General features: G+C 67.8%; 15 protein-coding genes and 1 pseudogene. 12 read left to right on the plus strand and 4 right to left on the minus strand.

The features are described 5' to 3' along the window. Window positions 1-80 precede the first annotated feature (80 nt). Window positions 81-2108, plus strand: a complete 2028-nt coding sequence (locus G9V96_RS10025; RefSeq protein WP_168582902.1) for an NADPH-dependent 2,4-dienoyl-CoA reductase — start codon at window positions 81-83, stop codon at window positions 2106-2108. A gap of 3 nt (window positions 2109-2111) precedes the next feature. Here the strand turns inward: G9V96_RS10025 and G9V96_RS10030 are convergent, their stop codons facing one another. Genes G9V96_RS10030 through G9V96_RS15160 form a run of 3 tightly spaced genes read right to left on the minus strand, consistent with a single transcriptional unit; the run spans window position 2112 to window position 6404 of the window. Then, complete coding sequence (locus G9V96_RS10030) at window positions 2112-4604, minus strand: glycoside hydrolase family 65 protein (protein ID WP_168582903.1); 2493 nt, start codon at window positions 4602-4604, stop codon at window positions 2112-2114. After that, on the minus strand, window positions 4601-5242 hold the full coding sequence (locus G9V96_RS10035) for an HAD family hydrolase (RefSeq protein WP_264318430.1): 642 nt from the start codon (window positions 5240-5242) through the stop codon (window positions 4601-4603). Before G9V96_RS10035 ends, G9V96_RS10030 begins: the two co-directional genes overlap by 4 nt. Further along, a complete protein-coding gene (locus G9V96_RS15160) occupies window positions 5193-6404 on the minus strand; it encodes a hypothetical protein (protein ID WP_226913265.1) in 1212 nt (403 codons plus the stop codon). The genes G9V96_RS10035 and G9V96_RS15160 overlap by 50 nt, the downstream gene beginning before the upstream one ends. A gap of 172 nt (window positions 6405-6576) precedes the next feature. Here G9V96_RS15160 and G9V96_RS10040 point away from each other — a divergent pair, with 172 nt between their 5' ends. The 11 genes from G9V96_RS10040 (at window position 6577) to G9V96_RS15335 (ending at window position 18473) form a co-directional block, all read left to right on the plus strand. Then, the gene (locus G9V96_RS10040) at window positions 6577-9624 is read left to right on the plus strand and encodes a DUF4040 family protein (protein ID WP_168582905.1); all 3048 of its coding nucleotides are present in this window, start codon (window positions 6577-6579) and stop codon (window positions 9622-9624) included. After that, the gene (locus tag G9V96_RS10045) at window positions 9621-9950 is read left to right on the plus strand and encodes a sodium:proton antiporter (RefSeq protein WP_168582906.1); all 330 of its coding nucleotides are present in this window, start codon (window positions 9621-9623) and stop codon (window positions 9948-9950) included. The genes G9V96_RS10040 and G9V96_RS10045 overlap by 4 nt, the downstream gene beginning before the upstream one ends. Beyond that, window positions 9950-11467 carry a monovalent cation/H+ antiporter subunit D family protein gene (locus G9V96_RS10050; protein WP_168582907.1) on the plus strand — a complete coding sequence of 506 codons (1518 nt, stop codon included), beginning with the start codon at window positions 9950-9952 and terminating at the stop codon, window positions 11465-11467. The genes G9V96_RS10045 and G9V96_RS10050 overlap by 1 nt, the downstream gene beginning before the upstream one ends. Beyond that, entirely contained in the window at window positions 11464-11832 is a 369-nt protein-coding gene (locus tag G9V96_RS10055; protein ID WP_168582908.1) for a Na+/H+ antiporter subunit E, read from the plus strand. The genes G9V96_RS10050 and G9V96_RS10055 overlap by 4 nt, the downstream gene beginning before the upstream one ends. Further along, a complete protein-coding gene (locus G9V96_RS10060) occupies window positions 11829-12092 on the plus strand; it encodes a monovalent cation/H+ antiporter complex subunit F (RefSeq protein ID WP_319643807.1) in 264 nt (87 codons plus the stop codon). Before G9V96_RS10055 ends, G9V96_RS10060 begins: the two co-directional genes overlap by 4 nt. Beyond that, complete coding sequence (locus tag G9V96_RS10065) at window positions 12089-12469, plus strand: cation:proton antiporter (RefSeq protein WP_168582909.1); 381 nt, start codon at window positions 12089-12091, stop codon at window positions 12467-12469. Before G9V96_RS10060 ends, G9V96_RS10065 begins: the two co-directional genes overlap by 4 nt. Window positions 12470-12629: 160 nt before the next feature. Beyond that, window positions 12630-12899, plus strand: a complete 270-nt coding sequence (locus G9V96_RS10070) for a GlsB/YeaQ/YmgE family stress response membrane protein (protein WP_264318431.1) — start codon at window positions 12630-12632, stop codon at window positions 12897-12899. 226 nt (window positions 12900-13125) lie between these two features. Continuing rightward, window positions 13126-13788, plus strand: a complete 663-nt coding sequence (arfA, locus tag G9V96_RS10075; RefSeq protein WP_168582910.1) for a channel-forming protein ArfA/OmpATb — start codon at window positions 13126-13128, stop codon at window positions 13786-13788. A 121-nt stretch (window positions 13789-13909) separates the two neighbouring features. Beyond that, a complete protein-coding gene (locus G9V96_RS10080) occupies window positions 13910-15307 on the plus strand; it encodes a glucose-6-phosphate dehydrogenase (protein ID WP_168582911.1) in 1398 nt (465 codons plus the stop codon). Continuing rightward, window positions 15304-16449 carry a glycosyltransferase gene (locus G9V96_RS10085; RefSeq protein ID WP_168582912.1) on the plus strand — a complete coding sequence of 382 codons (1146 nt, stop codon included), beginning with the start codon at window positions 15304-15306 and terminating at the stop codon, window positions 16447-16449. The genes G9V96_RS10080 and G9V96_RS10085 overlap by 4 nt, the downstream gene beginning before the upstream one ends. Next, a complete protein-coding gene (locus tag G9V96_RS15335) occupies window positions 16449-18473 on the plus strand; it encodes a glycosyltransferase (RefSeq protein WP_319643808.1) in 2025 nt (674 codons plus the stop codon). Before G9V96_RS10085 ends, G9V96_RS15335 begins: the two co-directional genes overlap by 1 nt. Window positions 18474-18584: 111 nt before the next feature. On the opposite strand, the pseudogene G9V96_RS10100 reads toward G9V96_RS15335, so the two are convergent. After that, window positions 18585-19562 (minus strand): annotated as a pseudogene (locus tag G9V96_RS10100) (glycosyltransferase); the annotation flags it as partial. Between the last annotated feature and the right edge of the window lie 85 nt (window positions 19563-19647).

Consider the following 19647-nt stretch of genomic DNA (forward strand, 5'->3'; position numbering starts at 1 on the left):
TCGGCACCTCGCAGTCCTGTTACCCGCCGGTATCGGGTGTTACCGTCACCCGACGTGCCACGTGAGTCGAGGAGACAGCTGTGACCACCCCGTACCCGCACTTGTTCTCCCCCTTGGATCTCGGACGGATCAGCCTGCGTAACCGACTCGTCATGGGTTCGATGCACACCGGGCTGGAGGACGGGGCCAAGTCGCTGCCCGATTTGACCGCTTTCTTCGTTGAACGTGCCCGCGGTGGGGTGGGCACCATCATCACCGGCGGCTACTCGCCCACCCGCGCCGGGCTGCTCTACCCGGGTGCGGCCGGGATGTTCACCACCAAACACACTCGGGGCCACCGTGAACTCACCGGCGCCGTGCAAGCCGAAGGAGCCAAGATCCTGCTGCAGCTCCTGCACGCAGGCCGGTACTCCTACCACCCGCTGCAGGTCTCGGCGTCGCGGGTGAAGGCGCCCATCAACCCCTTCACGCCGATCCCGCTGCCCCGGCTGGGAGTGCAGCGCACCATCGCCGCCTTTGCCCGCTCGGCCGAGCTCGCGGCCAGCGCCGGTTATGACGGCGTTGAGATCATGGGCTCCGAGGGGTACTTCATCAACCAGTTCCTGGCCACCCGCACCAACCGGCGCCGCGACGCCTGGGGCGGCTCCGCGCAGAACCGCCGCCGGCTCGCGGTGGAGATCGTCCGCCAGACTCGGGAGGCCGTCGGTTCGGACTTCATCATCGCCTACCGGCTCTCCATGCTCGATCTGGTTCCCGGCGGTCAGGAATGGCGCGAAGTGCTCGACCTGGCCCGCGCCGTGGAGGATGCCGGCGCCAGCTTCATCAACACCGGTATCGGGTGGCATGAAGCCCGGGTTCCCACGATCGTCACTTCCGTCCCGCGCGGTGCTTTCGTCGACACCAGCGCCAAGGTGGCGGCACATGTCTCCATCCCGGTCGCGGCCTCCAACCGGATCAACACCCCCGAGCTGGCCGAACAGATCCTCGCCGACACCGACCTGGCATTGGTCTCGATGGCCCGGCCCTTCCTGGCCGACCCGGAGCTGCCGATCAAGGCGCAATCGGGCCGCGCCGAGGAGATCAACACCTGTATCGCCTGCAACCAGGCATGCCTAGACCACACCTTCGCCCGCAAACCGGTCTCGTGCCTGGTCAACCCTCGCGCCGGACACGAACGCACCCTGCTGTTGCCGGACGTGAGCGTGCGGCGCCGGATTGCCGTCGTGGGTGCAGGCCCTGCCGGGTTGGCCGCCGCGACCACCCTGGCTCGGCGCGGCCATGAGGTCGATCTGTTCGAGGGCTCGGACCACATCGGCGGGCAGTTCTGGCTGGCGATGCGGATCCCGGGCAAAGAAGAGTTCGCCGAGACCATCCGCTATTTCGAGAAGCAGATCGAGGTCACCGGGGTACGGCTGCACTTGCAGACCGAGGCAGATGCGGACCTGATCGCGGCCGGGGGGTACGACGAAGTCGTGCTCGCCACCGGTGTCCTGCCCCGCGAACTCGACATCGAAGGCTTCGATGACGGGGCCGTCATCAGCTACGCCGACCTGCTGTCCGGGCGGCGCACTGCAGGGGAGCGGGTCGCCGTCGTGGGTGCCGGCGGTATCGGTATCGACGTCAGCGAATACCTCACCCACGATCAGGTCCAGAGCACTGACATCGACACCTGGAAGCGGGAATGGGGTGTGGTTGCCCCTGAGGAGGCCCCCGGCGGACTCGGCAAACCCGACCCGGCGCCAAGCCCCCGCACGGTCTACCTGCTACAACGCAAGAGCACCCCGATCGGTAAGGGGCTGGCCAAGACGACCGGCTGGGTGCACCGAGCCTCGCTGCAGGCCAAGGGCGTGCACCGGATGCCCGGGGTTCGCTACGACCGCTTCGCTGACGGCGGCCTGGCCATCAGCGCCGGAGAACCCGAATCGGTCCGAGTTCTGGACGTCGACACCGTCGTGGTGTGCGCCGGCCAGGAATCACGGCGAGACCTGTTCGAGGAGCTCACCGTGCGCGGCATCAACGCGCACATCATCGGCGGGGCCGACGTCGCTGCCGAACTCGACGCGAAACGCGCCATCGACCAGGCGACCCGGCTGGCCGCGCAGTTGTAACCCCTAGAAGTGCGGCGAGGCCAGGTCGACGTTGCCTGCCGTCATGATCGAGCCGTCTTCGCGGCGCGTGCTCAAAGCGGCGGGGCTGCGTTCGATGCGGTACGCCAACCGCGGCCCGTGCCCGTCCAAGGGCACCCGCACCGGTTCGTCACTGGTGACCGTGTAGGGGGTTCCCCGCACCGAGAAGGGCACCTCCTCGCCTTCTTCCAAGGTGAAGGTGATGGCCGCCTGTTCGACGTCGATGCGCACGCGAGATCCGCGGACCGAGAGGCGGAAGGTCAGCTTGTTCCACGAATCCGGAAGACGAGGATCGAAGCTCAACCGACCGCTGTAGTCGCGCATCCCTGCGAAGCCGTAGACCAGGGCATTCCACACCCCACCTGCTGAGGCGATGTGCACGCCGTCGGAGGTGTTGCGGTGCAGGTCGGCCAGGTCCACGTACAGGCCTTGGCGGAAGTAGTACTCGGCCATCCCGTGGTGGCCCACCTCGGCAGCCACGATCGCTTGAACAACGGCCGACAGCGTGGAGTCACCGGTGGTGATCGGGTCGTAGTACTCGAAGTTGGCGCGCTTCTCCTCCAGCGTGAACCGGTCACCCTGCAGGAACATCGCCAGCACCACGTCCGCCTGTTTGAGAACCTGGAAGCGGTAGATGACCAACGGGTGATAGTGCAGCAGCAGCGGAAACTGCTCGGGGGGAGTCGTGGACAGGTCCCACAGCTCGCGCTCCAGGAAGTGTTGGTCCTGGGGGTGAATACCGAAGTGTTCATCGAACGGGATCGTCATGTGGGCGGCGCAGTTCTCCCACTCATCGATCTCCGCTTCCTGGATCTCCAGGCGAGCGACGGCCCGCTGGTAGGACTCCGGATGGTTTCGCTCCATGTCGCGCAGCGCCGCCGCCGCGCGCTCGAGGTTGAAGCGGGCCATCACGTTCGTGAACAGGTTGTTGTTGACGACCGTGGTGTATTCATCGGGGCCGGTGACCCCGTGGATGTTGAAGGTGCGTTCTGAGTTCTCGTGCCAGAAACCCAGGTCGGCCCACATCCGAGCGGTCTCGACGAGGATCGCCACGCCGTCTCGCTCCAGGAAGTTCTGGTCGCCGCTGGCGTCGACGTAGCGGGAGACCGCATAAGCGATGTCTGCGTCGATGTGGTACTGCGCGGTGCCGGCTGCGTAGTAGGCCGAGGCCTCCTCGCCGTTGATCGTGCGCCACGGGAAAAGCGCACCGCGAGTAGCGAGTTCGCGGGCTCGCCGACGCGCCGCGTCGAGCATGTTCACCCGGAACCGCAACACATTGCGGGCCGTGGTGGGTGAGGTGTAGGCCAAGAACGGGACGACGTAGATCTCCGAGTCCCAGAAGTAGTGGCCCTCATAGCCGGACCCGGTTACCCCCTTGGCGGGCACACCGAGCTGATCGGCCCGGGCGGAGGCCTGCGCAAGCTGGAACAGGTTCCAACGCACGGCCTGCTGCAGTTCTGGTTCGCCGTCGATCTCGACGTCGCAGCGCTTCCAGTAGTCGTCCAGCCAGAGCGCCTGCTCCTCGTGGTAGTGCTGCACGCCGTCAGCACGCACCCGATCCAGGGTGCGGCGGCAACGGTCGAACAGCTCACGCACCGGCACTCCGCGGGAGGTGTGATAGGCCACGGCCTTGGTGATGAACACCGGCTGGCCCTGCTTGGCGTCGATCCGAAAGACCTTTTTGCCCAGGTCTGGCGTGGTCTCGATGAGCTCTTCGTAGTCGTTGTCGGTGATGATCCGGTGATCGGCCCCGACGGCCAAGGTCATTCGGGAGGAAGCGCAGCGGTAGCCCAGGATCATCCGGCGTTCGCTGTTCCAATGTCCCTGCGGCTCCAGCACACGGGAGGTGAAATGGGTCGACTTTCGAGGGTCGAAACCTTCGCCCATCGCCTCGTCCTTGGCGTGGTACTCATCGAACCCGTCCTGGCGGTTCAGGATCTGGCTGGACACCACGATCGGGGCGTCGCCGTCAAGCATCGTCACCATGATCGTGAAGATCGCCAAGTGCCGCTGGGTGAAGGAGACCATCCGGGTGGTCTGCACACTGACGCGCTTACCCGAGGGGGTGCGCCAGATGACGTCGCGGCGCAACACCCCGTCGCGGAAGTCGATGCTGCGCTCGTAGGACTCCAGGTCGTCCACGGCGAGCAGCAGCGGCTCGTCGTCGACGTAGAGCTTCATGAGCTTGGCGTCAGGGGCGTTCACCAAGGTCTGACCGGTGGTGGCGAATCCGAACGCCTTCTCGGCGTGGTGGATCGGCCAGGTCTCGTGGAAGCCGTTGATGAACGTGCCATGGGTGTGCGCGTCCCGGCCCTCAGGGGGGTTTGCCCGCATTCCGAGGTAGCCGTTGCCGACCGCGAAGATCGTTTCGCTTACGCCGAGTTCGCGAGCCTTGGGGAAGCGTTCTACCAGCCGCCACGGGTCGGCCGGGAATCGGTTGCGGTCAAGCGGGTCGTGATCGGAGGTGGCAGCCTTCACGGAAGCAACTCATCCAGGTCGGACACGACGACATCAGCACCGGCAGCGGTCAAGGCTGCGGCGCCTGCACCGCGGTCAACACCGATCACGAGGCCGAAGTCACCGGCACGGCCGGCCTGCACTCCTGAGGTGGCGTCTTCAAGGACGACTGCGCGCTCCTTGGTGACGCCCAGACGGTGCGCAGCCGCCAGGAATGTATCGGGGGCCGGTTTGCCGGGGATCCCCTCTAGCGCGGCCACGCGACCATCGACGATGACCGGGAAGAAGTCGGCCATCCCCGCTGCGGCCAGCACTGCCGGGGCGTTCTTCGAACTGGACACCACAGCCATCGCGGTGCCGCGTTCATGCAGATGCTCGACCAGGGCGAGCGAGCCCGGATAGGGGCTGACCCCGTCACGCTCCAGAACTGCGTTGAAAGCGTCGTTCTTGCGGTTACCCAGACCGCACACGGTGTGCTCGGAGGGGTCGTCGCTGGGCTGGCCTTCGGGCACAGTGATGTTGCGCGAGGCGAGGAAGTCGCGGACCCCGTCATAGCGGGGCTTGCCGTCGACGTAGGTGAAGTAGTCCTCGTCGGTGTAGGGGGTCTGATCACCACGCTCGGTGAGATAGGCGTTGAACATGTCGGCCCACGCCCGCATGTGTACCACCGCCGTCGGCGTGAGCACGCCGTCGAGGTCGAAAAGAGCTGCGTCGTACTCTTGCCAGTCCACTCGCCCATGCTACGTGCGGCCCCCCCTGTGACCCAATCTCGTTGCGTGCGAGCTCACGGGCTGTTCGCAGTGTTTCCAGGCGTTGACGAGCGCGGAAACGGAGCGCGTCCAACAGGTGCTGATGCCCGCGGGCGCTGATGAGACTGCCGGCCAGGAACAGGCCCGCCACCGCGCCGACGAGCACCCCGAGCATGGTCAGGGTGGGAGCCACCGCCAACGCACCCGGTCCCGCGGCCTGCTGCACCCGAAGCGCGCCCAGGAGAACCACCGTCAACGCACCGAAGAGGACAACAGGACCCAGCCGGTGCACTTCGGTGCCTCGCAGTGCCCGCGGCACGCCGACGTAGAGACCGAGCAAGCCGAGCAGGCCCACCGCCAAGGCGGCACCGCCGAGCTGGCTGGCCCCGGAGACGAGCCCATCGCAAGCGGCGAAGCCCGCGGCCCCGACCAGCAGGGCCGCCACGCCGCCCAGAATGGCCGTCAACCCGGCCAAGGTGCTCGATTCGCGCACCGTGGCTGCGCAGGACAACAGGTCCACGAGGCTACCCAGGACCATCATCACCCCGAGGGTGAGCAGAACCGGTCCGCTGCTGGCCGCCAGCGCGATCACGGTCTCGCCGACGACACTCGCCGAGGGCAGCTCGTCCAGGCCTCCAACCTGGCTGGAAGCAGCCAGGGCCGAAGGGATGAGTACGACCGGGGTCAGCAGCACCACCAGCCCGAAGACGCCGCGACGCATGAGGTCCAACGCCGGCAGACAGACCGCCGTCCACAGCAACGCCACCGCGATACCCAGGTAGGCGGCCGGGTCTCCCGAACTTCCCGCGGCCACCACGAGGGTGCCGTAAGCCAGGACCGCCGCCGCCGCCACCACTCGGGCGGGGATGCTGTGGCGACCGTGGCCGATACCGGCCACCCAGGAGTGACGCGGCACGAACGCCGCGCCGATAACAGCCAACAGCGCGCTGGGAAGCAGAGCCAGCGCGGTGGCGTGCGCGAGCGTGGCAACGACGGCAGCCAGCGCCCCGGCGATCATCACGACGATGACAAAGGGTGCAGGAGAAGAGGATTGCCCAGGCGCGTACTTCATCTGAACCAGTCTTGCCGCCTTAAATTATGGCTGGGCGACGACACGGTCACGGAACGGCAAAGTCTCAGGCGTCCCGGTAGGGGTGCGGCTGCCGTACATTAGGGCGCGGTGAGCCGGGAAGGCTGGTCGGCAGCATGATTCGTGCGCCCTCGCCCTGACGTCCAGGAGTTACATGACCTCGATGACGCTCCCGTACACCGTGCTGTTGCTGGTGGCCGGTGTGATCGCCACGCCGGTGCTGACCGCGACGCTTCGTCGCAACACCGGGTGGGTGCTGGCGGCCGTATATCTGGCGGCCGCCGTTGTGTTCCTGCCGGCAGCCACGGAAGTCCTCAACGGCGGGATCGCCCGCTGGTCGATGCCGTGGGTCCCCAGCCTCGGTGTGGCGCTGTCGTTGCGCGCAGATGGACTCGGTGTCGTCTTCACCTTCATCGCGCTCATCATCGGCGCGGTCGTCCTTTCCTATTCCAGTCGCTACCTGGAAGCCGGGCCGCAGCACCGGGGTTTCTTCCTGGTCATGGCCTCGTTCACGGCCTCGATGGTGGGTCTGGTTCTGGCTGACGACCTCTTCTTGCTGTTCATCTGCTGGGAGTTGACCTCCCTGGCCTCCTTCCTGCTCGTCGCCCAAGGCGGCCGGGGCGGGCAGCTCGCCTCGCTTCGTACGCTCTTCCTCACCTTCGTCGGTGGGTTGACCCTGCTGGTGGCGGTGGCCTTGATCGTGGCCCGCACCGGTACGACGACGCTGAGCGCAGCCCTGGCCGACCCCATCTGGGGCACCGATCCCGGGTTCACCGCCGCGGTGGCGAGCCTGGTTCTCATCGCCGGGTTCACCAAGTCGGCGCAGTTCCCTTTCCACGTCTGGCTCCCGGACGCGATGGCAGCCTCCACCCCGGTGAGCGCGTACCTGCACGCCGCCGCCGTGGTCAAGGCGGGGATCTTCCTGCTCATGCGCTTCAGCCCGGCCTTCCACGCCACGCCGGTGTGGAACATCTGCCTGATCACCGTGGGCTTGTTCACCGCGACGCTGGGCGCTTGGTTCGCCCTGCAGCAGTTGGACCTGAAGAAGCTGATGGCGTACTCGACCGTCAGCCAGTTGGGTTTGATCGTGGCGACGATCGGTGTCGGCACCCAGGCCGCGCTGACGGCGGCAGTGCTGCACACCATCGCGCACGCCCTGTTCAAATCGGGTCTGTTCATGATGGTCGGGGTGATCGACCACGCCGTCCACACCCGAGACCTGCGCCGCTTGCCGCCACTGGCCAAGGCGATGCCGCTGTCCTTTGCGGTCACGGCGTTGGGCGCCGCCTCCATGGCCGGTATCCCGCCGTTGTTGGGCTTCGTCAGTAAGGAATCGCTGCTGGGGGCCCTGCACGGCGCCCCGGGTCCGGCCTGGGCCGGCTGGGCTGCCTTGCTCGTCGCCGGCTTCGCCAGCATCCTCACCTTCGCCTACTGCACCAAGATCGTCTTCGGGGCCTACCTCGACGGCACGACCGACCCGGCCGAACGCCCGGTCCACCGGCCTGAGGCGCTCATGCTCCTGCCGGCATCGCTGCCGATCCTGGCCAGCGTCCCGCTGGGGCTGATGGCCGGAGTGTTGGACAACCCCTTGAAGCACGCGGTGCGCGCCGCCCTGTTCGACAGCCACGCCCACCCGCACCTGGCGCTATGGCACGGGATCACCGCGGAGCTCCTGGTCACCCTGGCGATCTTCACCGTGGGCGCCGGGATCATCCTCACCCGCAAACGACTCTTCGCCAGCTTGGAGCGCTCGAGCTTCCCCTTCGACGGCGCCGAGGTCATCGCGGCCCTGGCCGGTTGGTTGCGCCGCGCCGGTCTGGCCACCGCCCGCCTCGTCGAGGGAGACAACCCCTCACGGCACCTGGCGCCGATCCTGGCCCTGTTCGCGTTCGTGCTTCTGCCGGGAGTTGCGTTCCTGATCCGCGACGACGGTCTACCGGCGCCGGTCCCGGGTTTGAGTCAGCCCATCGACCTGGTGATCTTCGTGCTCATCAGCGGCGCCGTGCTGTTGGCTTGCGCAGCTCGGGCCCGGCTGGCTGCCGTCATCGCGCTGTCCACCGTCGGTGTCCTGGCCACGACGCAGATCCTTGCCCTGGGCGCCCCGGACGTTGCCCTGACCCAGCTGCTGGTCGAGGTCCTGACCGTCATCGTCATCATGCTCGTGCTGCAGAAGCTGCCCACCTCCTTCGGCCCGACGCCTCCGGCGCGGCGGCTCGGAACGGGCATCTTCGCGGTGATCGTCGGCCTGGCGGCCGGCGCCGGCACGTGGGCCTTCTCGGGTCGTCGCCCTCGCTCCGAACTCGCGCAGTGGTATCTGAGGGATTCCCCTGAGGTCAGCGGCGGGTCCAACATCGTCAACGTCATCCTGGTGGAATTCCGGGCCTTCGACACCCTCGGCGAACTCGCTGTGCTGGGGATGACCGGCATCGCGCTCATCGCGGTGCTGTCCACCGTGCTGCACCGCGACTTGGCGCCGCTACCGACGCCCGCCCCGGCCAGTCCGCGTGCTCGCCTGCGCCGCGTCGCCACGCCCGGTCCGGCGCTGCGCGCCGAGCACACTCCCGCTTACCGGGCGATCAACGAGGCCTGGGGCAACGTGCTCGGGCTGCAGCTCATGGTGCGCGTGGTGGGGCCGCTGCTCATCCTGGTCTCTGCGGTTCTCTTCTGGCGCGGCCACAGCGCGCCCGGCGGCGGGTTCATCGCCGCCTTGGTGGCTTCCTCGATCGTCGGTCTGATGTACCTGTCCACATCCCGTGACCGTCAGATGGGCCCGCCGCGTCTGCCCTTGTTCCTCATCGGTGGCGGAATCATGCTTGCGATCCTTACCGGCCTGGGCGGGCTGGTCCTGCGCGGCTCCTTCCTCGAACCCATCCACGGTCACGTCGGTCACGTTCACCTGACCAGCGCGATGATCTTCGACGCAGGCGTCTACATCGCTGTGCTCGGCCTGATCATGGTCGCCTTCAACCTGCTCGGAACTAGTGAGAGTTCTAGCGACGAGGGCACCCGCGAACGGGTGGATGAGATCGTCGAAGGTGAGCTGCCCGGGCCGTTGTCCAGCGTGCGCGGCGAACGCCCGCCGGCCAGACCTAAAGAGGCCAAGCGTCGTGTCGGGGTCGGAACCGCTTTTCTCGCCCACGACCGGCTACCTCGCGAAGTCGGACGCGATACCAAAGCGCCCTCGAAGGAGGAGACACGATGATCCTCGCTGCCACCATCGGTGTCCTCGTTGCAGGCGGGGTGTATCTGCTTCTCCAACGGAGCATGGTCCGGGCCGTCTTCGGGATCACCCTGATCAGCCACGCGGCCAACCTCATTCTGTTGACGACCGGTGTGCCTGCCTGGCGCGGTGAACCGTTGGCCGATCGCACCGATCCCGCGCTGGCCGGTGACCCGTTGCCGATGGCCTTCGTGCTGACGGCCATCGTCATCACCTTGGCCGTGACGGTCTTCATGCTCATGCTGGCGGTCCTGGGTCACAACGACGACACCCGCCGCACGCCGGCGACCGGGGAGACACACAACTGATGAACCCCGCCTTCCTGACTCTCTTCGTCGCCATCCCCCTGTTCTCCGCCGGCTTCCTGGTCGTCGTACGGCACGCGATCACCGACCGGCTCCTGCTGCTCGGTGTCCCCGCTCTCATCGCCGGCGGTGGCGCCCTGCTGCTGGTGGAGCACACCCACACCCCGGTTCTGGCCCACCAGGTGGGAGGGTTCCTGCCGGGAGTGGCGATCCCGTTCGTCTCAGACACCCTCACCGCACTGATGCTTGTGGTCACCGCCGGGACGACCTTCGTCGTGGGCACCTTCCTCATCGGCACCGGGGAGGACCGCTACCGGTTCGTGCCCAGCCTGGTGCTCATGCTCACCGCGGGTGTCGACGGCGCCTTGCTCACCGGGGACCTGTTCAACCTATTCGTGTGGATCGAGGTCATGCTGCTGCCCTCGTATGCGCTGCTGGCCTTGGCAGGCACCTGGCGCCGCCTTGGAGTGGGCCGGATGTTCGTCCTGGTCAACCTGCTGACCAGCACCGTGCTGCTGATCGGGGTCGGCTATGTCTACGCCGTGACCGGCACGGTGACCCTGGCCGCGCTGGCCGGAGTCGCCAACGAGAACCCGCGGGCCGCCCTGGCGTTCTTGGTGGTGCTGGCCGCGCTGTCGGTCAAAGCCGGAATCGCCCCGGTGCACGGCTGGCTGCCCCGTTCCTACCCGGCGACCTCGGCCGGGATCATGGCGCTGTTCTCCGCGCTGCACACCAAGGTCGGGCTGTACGCCATCTTCCGGGTGTACTCGGTGGTCTACGACGGCCGGCCCGCCCCGTGGATGCCGGTGCTGGTCATCCTGGTCGTCGCCACGATGTTGCTCGGCGCCCTCGCCACCTTCGGGGAGTCGCGTATCCGCTCGATCCTGGCTTATCAGATGGTCAGCGGCGTCGGGCACATCCTCATCGGACTGGTAGTGCTCGGGGCGCTGTCGCTGTCGGCCAGCCTGTTCTACCTGGTGCACCACATCGTGACGATGGGCGCGCTGCTGCTGCTGGCCGGGGCGATCGAGGAAACCTACGGCACCGGGCGCCTCGACCGGCTGCAAGGCCTGGTCGCGCGTGATCCCTGGGTCGCGGTCGCTTTCGCCCTCGGGCTGTTCTCCCTGGTCGGTCTGCCACCCACCAGCGGTCTGTGGGGCAAAGTCGGGCTCGTCCAGGCCGCCAGCGCCGACGGCACCTGGGTCGGCTGGACCCTTATCAGCGCAATCGTGCTGGCCTCGATCATTTCCCTGCTTGCTCTGCAGCGGCTGTGGAACGGGGTGTTCTGGGGTCGTCCGATGGAGCGCTACCGACCTGATCACCCGACCACGGGCCGGGGCCCGCTCATCGACATCACCGATGATGTGCGCGTCTCGACATCGCTGGCCATGCCGGGCTACACCTTGATCACCATCTCGGTGCTGATGTTCTTCGGCGCTGGGCCGATCATGCCGGTGATTCAGCGAGCTGCCGACGGCCTGGTCGATCTGCAGCCCTACATCCAGGCGGTGCTGCCATGAGATTCCACCCCGTCGCGACCGCGGCCTACGCAGCATTCGTCCTCAAAGAGGTGCTCGTCGGCTCGGCTCAAGTCGCCCGGTTCACGGTGGCCCCCGCCGGGTTCCCGCCGCCCGCCATCGTCGAGTTGCCGCTGCGGTGCCGTTCCGACATCGAGATCTCGCTGATGGCCTCCTGCATCACCATCACTCCCGGCACGCTCGTCGTGGGCACTGCTTCCTCCCGGCACGGGGCGCCGCCCACGCTGTACGTGCAGTGCATCCTCGGCGACTCCCGGGAGGAATCCCTAGCGGGATTGCGTGACATGGAGAGCCGATTGTTGCGGGCCACCCGTGGACGCCGAGCCGAAGAGGAGGGCCGCGCATGATGTTCCTGGCCATGTGGGTGACCATCGGGATGCTCGCCCTGGCCGTCGTGCTCGGTCTGGTGCGCGTGGTCACCGCCCAGGACGACGGCAGCCGTGCCGTGGTCGGCGACCTGGTCTACTTCTCCAGCGTCGGAATCGTCGTCGTCTTCGGCATCTTGGCCGGATCCTCCGTCGCGGCCGATGTCGTCATGCTCGCCTCAGTGCTGGGGATCCTGGCCACGATCTCACTGTCCCGCATTCTCACCAGGGGGCGTCGATGATCGACATTGTGCTCGACGTAATCATCTCGGTCGCCTGTGTGCTCGGTGCGCTGTTCGTGCTGCTCTCGGCGGCAGCGATGCTTCGCACCAATGACGCCCTGAGTCGCATCAACGTGCTATCCCCGGCTACCGGGGTGGGCTTGCCGCTCATCGTCATCGCCGCCTATATCCACTCGGCGCGCCTACACGGGTTCGACGTATGGGCCTTGGTGCAGTTGGTCGTCACGCTGGTGGCTCTGCTCGTCGTCTCCTCGGTGGCCAGCAACACCCTGTCTCGGGCGGCGTATCTGTCGGGCGCGCGCGTCGACCCGCGCACGCATCCGCAGGAGCTCGCCGAGCCGCCCGCAGGGACCGACGACGAGAGCTCCGCGACGTAGCGCTCAACGCCTCGAGATGGGCAATCGCTGGCCTTTTTCGGGGGCGGGGGAACGGAAACTCGTGAACGTGTGTTCTTCTGGCTAGAGTTAGTAGGCTTCGAGCGCGTCCCGCGCTGGGAGCAACGGCGAGCGCAATAGCGCACCTAGGAGAGAAATACTCGTGACTTTGAGCATGGGCTTTATCGGTTGGATCATCATCGGCGGCCTTGCGGGCTGGATCGCAAGCAAGATCATGGGCACCGATGCTCAGCAGGGCTGGCTGATGAATGTCATCGTCGGCATCGTCGGCGGTCTGCTCGGTGGCTACCTGATGACCCTGGTCGGCTTCAACGCGGCCAGCGGCGGCATCATCTTCAGCCTCTTGACGGCGATTATCGGCGCTGTGCTGCTGCTGTGGATCGTTGGCAAGGTCACCGGTAGCCGTCGCTGAGGCACCGCCTCGGCCGCTACGGCCAAAACGCCCCGTCTCCTTGTGAAAGCCGAGTGCTTTCCCGGGGGGCGGGGCGTTTTTCTGCAACTGCGCCCATATCTCGCGGCGTATGCTCGGCGATTCGGTTTGACCGCAAGGGCACTGGCTGCTGACATGAAATCGGGCCTTTCGGCTCAACCCCTCTTCACCGCGGGTCGTCGCGGTGCACGACCCGCAGGAGCAGCGCATGTCTCGACCCGATGAGTCCGGTGCCACCGCTGTCGGTAAGGAACCGCGGCGCACCCCCAAACCATGGCTGTGGTTGCTGGCACTGGTGTTGCTGGCGCTGCTCATCTTCGGTCTGAGCCGACTTCTCACCAACTCCGAGACGCCCTCGCCGACAGGTGCCGCCACGGCCTCGTCTTCGGCCTCGGAATCGGCGAGCCCTTCCTCAGCCCCGCAAGACAGCGACGCCGCAGCCGAGGCTCAGAGCCAAGGTCCGGTGCAGCTGACCCGCAACGCTGAGGGGATCACGGTGCAAGCCACCGTCCCCGATGAGCCGACCAAGGCCTCGCTGCTGCAGGTCGTCAAGGCCCGAGCGAACGGCGCCGAGATCATCGACAAGGTCGAGGTGTCCCAGGGGCAGCGGGTCGCCGACTTCGCGGGGCTGCTCCCGTTGCTGGCCGGTGCCAAAGACGTGGACGACGTGGACGTTCGGGTCGAGGCCACTTCGGTCACGGTGCAGGGCGCGGCCAAGAGCCAGGAAGCTAAGACTGCGCTGGAGGAGGCTGCCGCGAGGGCTTTCCCGCATCGCGAGGTCGACACTCAGATCAGCGCACCGGCACCGGCAACTCCTTCAGGGTCCACCGGTGAGCAGAGCGACGGCGCCACGGCGAGCCCGACTTCCTGATCACGCGGCAGTAGCCAAGCCGAGGGATGAACTCCCCGGTTCATGACGGCCGAGATCGGGCATGGGAGGGGTGAGATGAACCCCCGGCGATTGCCGGGCCCCGCCGTGAGAGGACGTCCTCGTGCCTGATCGTTCAACCAAGCGTCAGCAGGAAGCAGCTGATCGCGTTCCTACCCTCGTCATTCTCGGTGCCACCAGCGACCTGGTCAGCAGGCTGTTGCTGCCCGGGTTGGGTTCGCTACTCGCGGCTGAACCTGCTCGCCGGGTCAACGTCGTCGGGGTGGGTCGGCGTCCCTTCGAGGGGTGGAACGACATCGTGCGCACCAGCCTGAGCGAGGCCGGCGTCGAAGCGGACTGCACCGAGCGCACCGTGCAGGCCGCCCGTTACCTCGAATGCGACGTCACCGACCCCGACCAGTTGCCCGGGTTCGTCGCCGACCTGCCCCCGGACGCCGTCCTGTACTTCGCGCTGCCCCCCTCGGTGACGATGAAGGTGGTCGCCCAACTGGCCGATCTGCCGCTGCCGGAAGGTCTGCGGCTGGGTTTGGAGAAACCCTTCGGCGAGGGACTGGAGTCGGCACGCGAATTCAACCGAGTGCTGGCCGGGGTCCTGCCTGAGGAGCGCATCCACCGGATCGACCACTTCTTCGGCGATTCCACGGTGCTGAACATCCTCGGGTTCCGGTTCGCCAACAGGTTGTTCCAGCCGGTCTGGAACAACCAGAACATCGAACGGGTCGACATCGTGGCCGACGAAAAGCTCGCCCTGGAGGGCCGTGCCGGGTACTACGACACGGCCGGCGCGCTGGTGGACATGATCCAGTCGCACCTGCTGCTGGTCTTTGCGATGACGACGATGGAAGAGCCGACCCGGATGGACCCGGTCGAGCTGCACGACCTGATGTCGCACACCCTGCGCGCCACCCAGGTGCGCGGCGCAGACGGGGCGGCCGCCTCCCGGCGCGCTCGTTACAGCGCGGGCTCCATCGAAGGCAAGGACGTTCCCGCCTACGTCGATGAAGAGGGCGTGGACCCGGACAACGAGACCGAGACGCTGGCCGAGGTAGACCTGGAGATCCGCAACTCCCGGTGGGCAGGGGTGCCGTTCACACTGCGCAGCGGTAAAGCGTTGAGCCAGGATCGGCGCCGGATCGTGGTGACCTTCAAAGCGGTCGATCACCTCATGGAAGGTTTCGGCAATACCGCCCCGCGCAACCGCATCATCATCGACATGAAGCCCGATCAGGTGCTGGTCGAAGTGGCGACTAACGGCGCCCGCAACTCGTTCTGCTTCGACCAGACCGTGCTGGACGCGCGTATCGAGGAGGCTTCCATCACCCCGTACGGGGAGATCCTGGCCGGGGTGCTCGACGGGGATCCGCTGTTGTCGATCCGTGCGGACCTGGCCGAGGAATGCTGGCGGGTGCTGGCGCCGGTTCTGCAGGCATGGGAAGAGGGCAAAGTGCCGATGCAGGAGTATCCGGCCGGTTCTGACGGCCCGGACTGGGACGCGGCGTGACCGATGCCACCACCGCTGCGTCCCGTCGGGACTCATCGGCTCCGGTGCGCGTGCAGCACATCCCCGCCTCCCACCCGTACGTGCAGCGTTTGCGCGTGCTGCCAGGAGAAGCTGAATCGGCCGAGTCAGGGCGGAACAGCCAGGCAACAACGGCGCCGGTGGAGTTCCTGGCGGACCCGCCGGTGCCAGGAGCTTCGCCGGGGCAATGGTGGCCCCACCCTGCCCTCGAGCCCGCCTGGGTGCACGAACACGCGGAGCAGGTCGACGTCATCCACCTGCATTTCGGCTTCGAGCACCGCAGTCCGGCCGAGTTGGCCCAGTTCACGGCTGCCTGCAAGATGCACGACATCGCCTTGGTGCACACCGTGCATGACTTGTCCAACCCGCACGTGCCTGATGACGCGCAACACCTGGCCCGCCTGGACGTGATCGTGCCGGCCGCCGATGCTCTCATCACCCTCAGCGAGCCGGTGGCCGACGTGGTGCAACAGCGCTGGGGCCGTCGCCCCAGCGTGCTGCCACACCCGCACATCGTGCCCCCGCAACGCCTGGCCGCGCCCCGCCCGAGCCGCCTCGACGACGGTGAGGTGCTGCTGGGGGTGCACCTGAAATCGTTGCGTCCCAACGTGGCAGCCGTCCCGGTGCTGCGCGGGCTGCTGGCCGCGGTACGCCCGGGGGTGCGCCTGCAGATCTGGATCCATCGGGAGGCCCTGGAGCCTGACTTCGCCCGCTACGACGCCGGTGTTCGGGCACTGTTGGAGGGTGCCGCCGACCGGGCCGGAGTCGAGGTGATCGTGCACGACCCGCTGGAGGACGACGCCCTCTTCGACTCGATCGCACACCTGGACCTGGCGGTGTTGCCGTACGCCTCCGGGACCCATTCGGGCTGGTTGGAGATGTGCCACGACCTGGGTACTCCCGTGCTCGCACCGGACCTGCCGATGGCCAGTCAGCGGCCGTGCCTCGTCTACCGGCGCGCGCAGCTGCCAGGGTCGCTGGTGCGGGCGGTCGAGGCCGCTACGGCTGCCGGTCAGAGCCCGGCCGATGGTCCGCGTCCTGAGTTCGCCGCGCAGCGGCTGGCGGAGCAGGCCGAGGTCGCCCGTCGGCACGCTCGGCTCTATACCTTCCTGGCGGAGGACTGATGATCGGTTACTACGTGCACCATCACGGCGCGGGTCACCTGACGCGTGCCACCCAGATCGCAGCGCACCTGGAGGTCACCGGCTTTGGGTCGATGCCCCGGCCGGCGAACTGGCGCGGGGACTGGATCGAACTGCCGCGCGACGACCAGGGCCACCCGGCCGATCCCACCGCGGGTGGGGTGCTGCATTGGGTGCCGCTGCACGATGCCGGGCTGCGGGAACGGATGGCCCGGATCGCGGCCTGGATCCAAGCCAACAACCCCGAGGCGTTCGTCGTGGACGTCTCGGTGGAGGTCACGCTCCTGGCCCGGTTGCTAGGCGCCCCGGTGATCGTGATGGCGATGCGAGGGGAACGCACCGACCGCGCGCATCTGGCCGCCTACGACGCCGCTTCGGCGCTGGTGGCGCCCTGGCCTGGGCATCTGCCCGAAGCCTGGCCCGCGCAATGGTTGGACAAGACGACCCATGTCGGGGCCATCTCCCGGTTTGACGGCTGGCCGCTGACCCCGCCGGTCGCACGCGCTGAACCCGTGCGCCGGGTGAGCCTGCTGTGGGGCCGCGGAGGCGAAGACATCACCGCCGCCGAGGTGTCCGCAGCCCAGGCCGCAACGCCAGGTTGGGTGTGGTCGCGCCCCGACCCGGAGCTGGGCGCGCCCGGAGTGTGGCGCGCGCTGCTGGACGCGGACGTCGTCGTCACCCATGGCGGGCAGAACGCCGTCGCCGAGGTAGCTGCGGCCGGTCGGCCCGCCGTCGTGGTGGCCAGTGAACGTCCGTTCGCCGAGCAGGAGCACACTCGCCGCGCCCTGGAGCACGACGGCATCGCCGTCGGGGTGGCCGGCGGCTGGCCCGAACCGCACCGGTGGGCCGGGTTGCTGGAGCATGCCGCGGGAATCGGGGGGCAGGGTTGGCGGCGATGGAGTTTCGGGGATGGCGCGCGCCGCGCCGCCGAGGTGATCGGGCAGGTCGCCGCGCGCTTGTCGAGCGGGTCCGAGGCAGCCTCGAGCCACCACGCCCGCGAGCCGCGCGCCACCGGACTGTCCGTTGGCGAGCCGCCCTCCCTGGCTGAGCTACCTACGGCTGGGCCGCTGTCGGCCGAGGATTCCCCCGGTGCGCAGTCGCTTGCCCTGATCACCCTGGTCCGGGGGCGCCATGAACATCTGCGCGGGCTGATTTCGGGCCTGCTCGCCGGAGGGCAACTGCCAGATCGCTTCATCGTGGTCTCGCTGGGCGACCCCCAGATCCACGATGTCGTCGCCGCCACTGTGGGTGGCTCACCGCTGCGCTGGCAGGTTGTCGACCTCCCGGTCGCGCCTGAGGAAGAACTCCCGCTGGCGGCAGGCCGCAACGCGGGGGTGGCCGCGGCGCGGGAAACGGGCTGCGAGTATCTGGTGCTGCTCGACGTGGACTGCATTCCGGGTCCGCAGCTCATCGCGCGCTACCGCGAAGCGCTGCGCGGCGGCCTGGACGCTGAACTGCCGGCGCGCGGGGCCGGTCCGCGGCTGTGGTGCGGACCCGTCACCTATCTGCCGCCGCGTGAGCCCGGCCAGGTCAGCTACGACGTGGCGCGCTTGGGGCAGTTGGGGCAGCCGCACCCGGCCCGGCCCGCTCCGCCTCCAGATCAGGCCTGGCCGGCGCAGGACCTGCGCCTGTTCTGGTCGCTGTCCTTCGCGGTGGCTGCCCAGGACTGGGAATCCCTCGGCGGTTTTTGCGAGAGCTACGTCGGTTACGGCGCTGAGGACACCGACTTCGCGGAGTTGGTCCGTGCCGCCGATGGCGACATGATCTGGCTCGGCGGCGCCGATGCCTACCACCAGCATCACCCGTCGGCCTCGCCGCCGGTGCAGCATCTGGGGTCGATCATCCGCAACGCCAAGATCTTCGCCTCACGCTGGGGATGGTTCCCCATGCAGGGGTGGTTGGAGGCCTTCGCGCAGCGCGGACTGGTTTACTCCGACGACACGGGATGGCACCTGACCCCGCTGGGGGTGCAGAGCGCCGGTGAGGCTTCCGGGGCGGTTGGCTAGCGTGTGGCGTCGCCGCAGCACCTTGTAGAGCTGCAGGTACTGCTCGGCCATGCGGTCCTCACCCAGGCGCACCTGCGCGTCGCGGCGGATGGCGCAGCGGTCCAGCCTCAGCGCGCGCGGAATCGCTTCGGCCATCTCCCTGGCTGACCCGGGCGTGACCAGGACCCCGTTGGCCTGGGTTCCCATAACTTCGGGGATGCCGCCGCGCTCGAACGCGACCACCGGGGTACCGCAGGCCAGCGATTCCGCCACGACCAGCCCGAAGGGTTCATCCCAGTCGGGAGTGACCAGGCAGGCGCTCGCAGATCCGAGCAGGCGGGCCAGTTCGCGCCGACCGAGGTGCCCGACATGCTCGATGCCCTCGCCCAATTGCGGCCGGATGACCTCGCGGTAGTAGGACTCGTCGCTGACCGGACCAGCCAGGCGCAACGGCATGCCTGCCAGGCGCGCGGCCTCGATAGCCAGGTGCGGAGCTTTCTCCGGGGTGATGCGTCCGGACCAGACCAAGCCCCCGCCGCCGGGGCCGGCGGGCCAGGCGTTCAGGTCCACCCCATTGAGGATCACGTGCGGTCGATCCGGGATGACCGACCACGCGTCTGCAATGTAGCCGCTGACCGCAGCGAAGGTGACACCTCGGCCGCGAGTGGTCGCGATCGCCGCCTCCATCCAGGCGGTCGGTGGCGTGTGCAGCGTGACCAGCGTCGGCATCTTCAGGTAGGGCGCCATGACGATCGGCGTGTGATGGGGGGCGTGCACGTGCACGACATCGAACTGCCCGGCCAAGGGCCCGGCGAAGGCATCCATCGTGGCCAGCATCGCGGTGCTCTCGTGCAGGAAGCTCAGCGAAGGCATCGAGGGGTCTCCGGCGGCGATGGCGCTCGGGGTCCAGATGCCGGTGGGGAAGGTCGATCCCGGGTCGACCCCGTCGGAACCTTTCGGAGCGAAGAGCGTGACCTCCAGGCCCGCCGCTCGCAGCCGCCGGTACAGATGCCAGACGTGGGACTCAAGGCCACCCACGAACGGCTCACGGATGGGGAAGCGCGGGGAACTGACGAGAGCGATACGTAGGCGGGCGTGATGGGTCGTCACGGGCTGACCTCCTGAACGGGCCCATGACGGGCGTCCTCCCGCGTCCGGGGCCGAGGCCGGCGTTCCTGCTGCAGATGCGGTGAGC

It is taken from the genome of Gephyromycinifex aptenodytis, from assembly GCF_012277275.1.
Classification (GTDB): domain Bacteria; phylum Actinomycetota; class Actinomycetes; order Actinomycetales; family Dermatophilaceae; genus Gephyromycinifex; species Gephyromycinifex aptenodytis.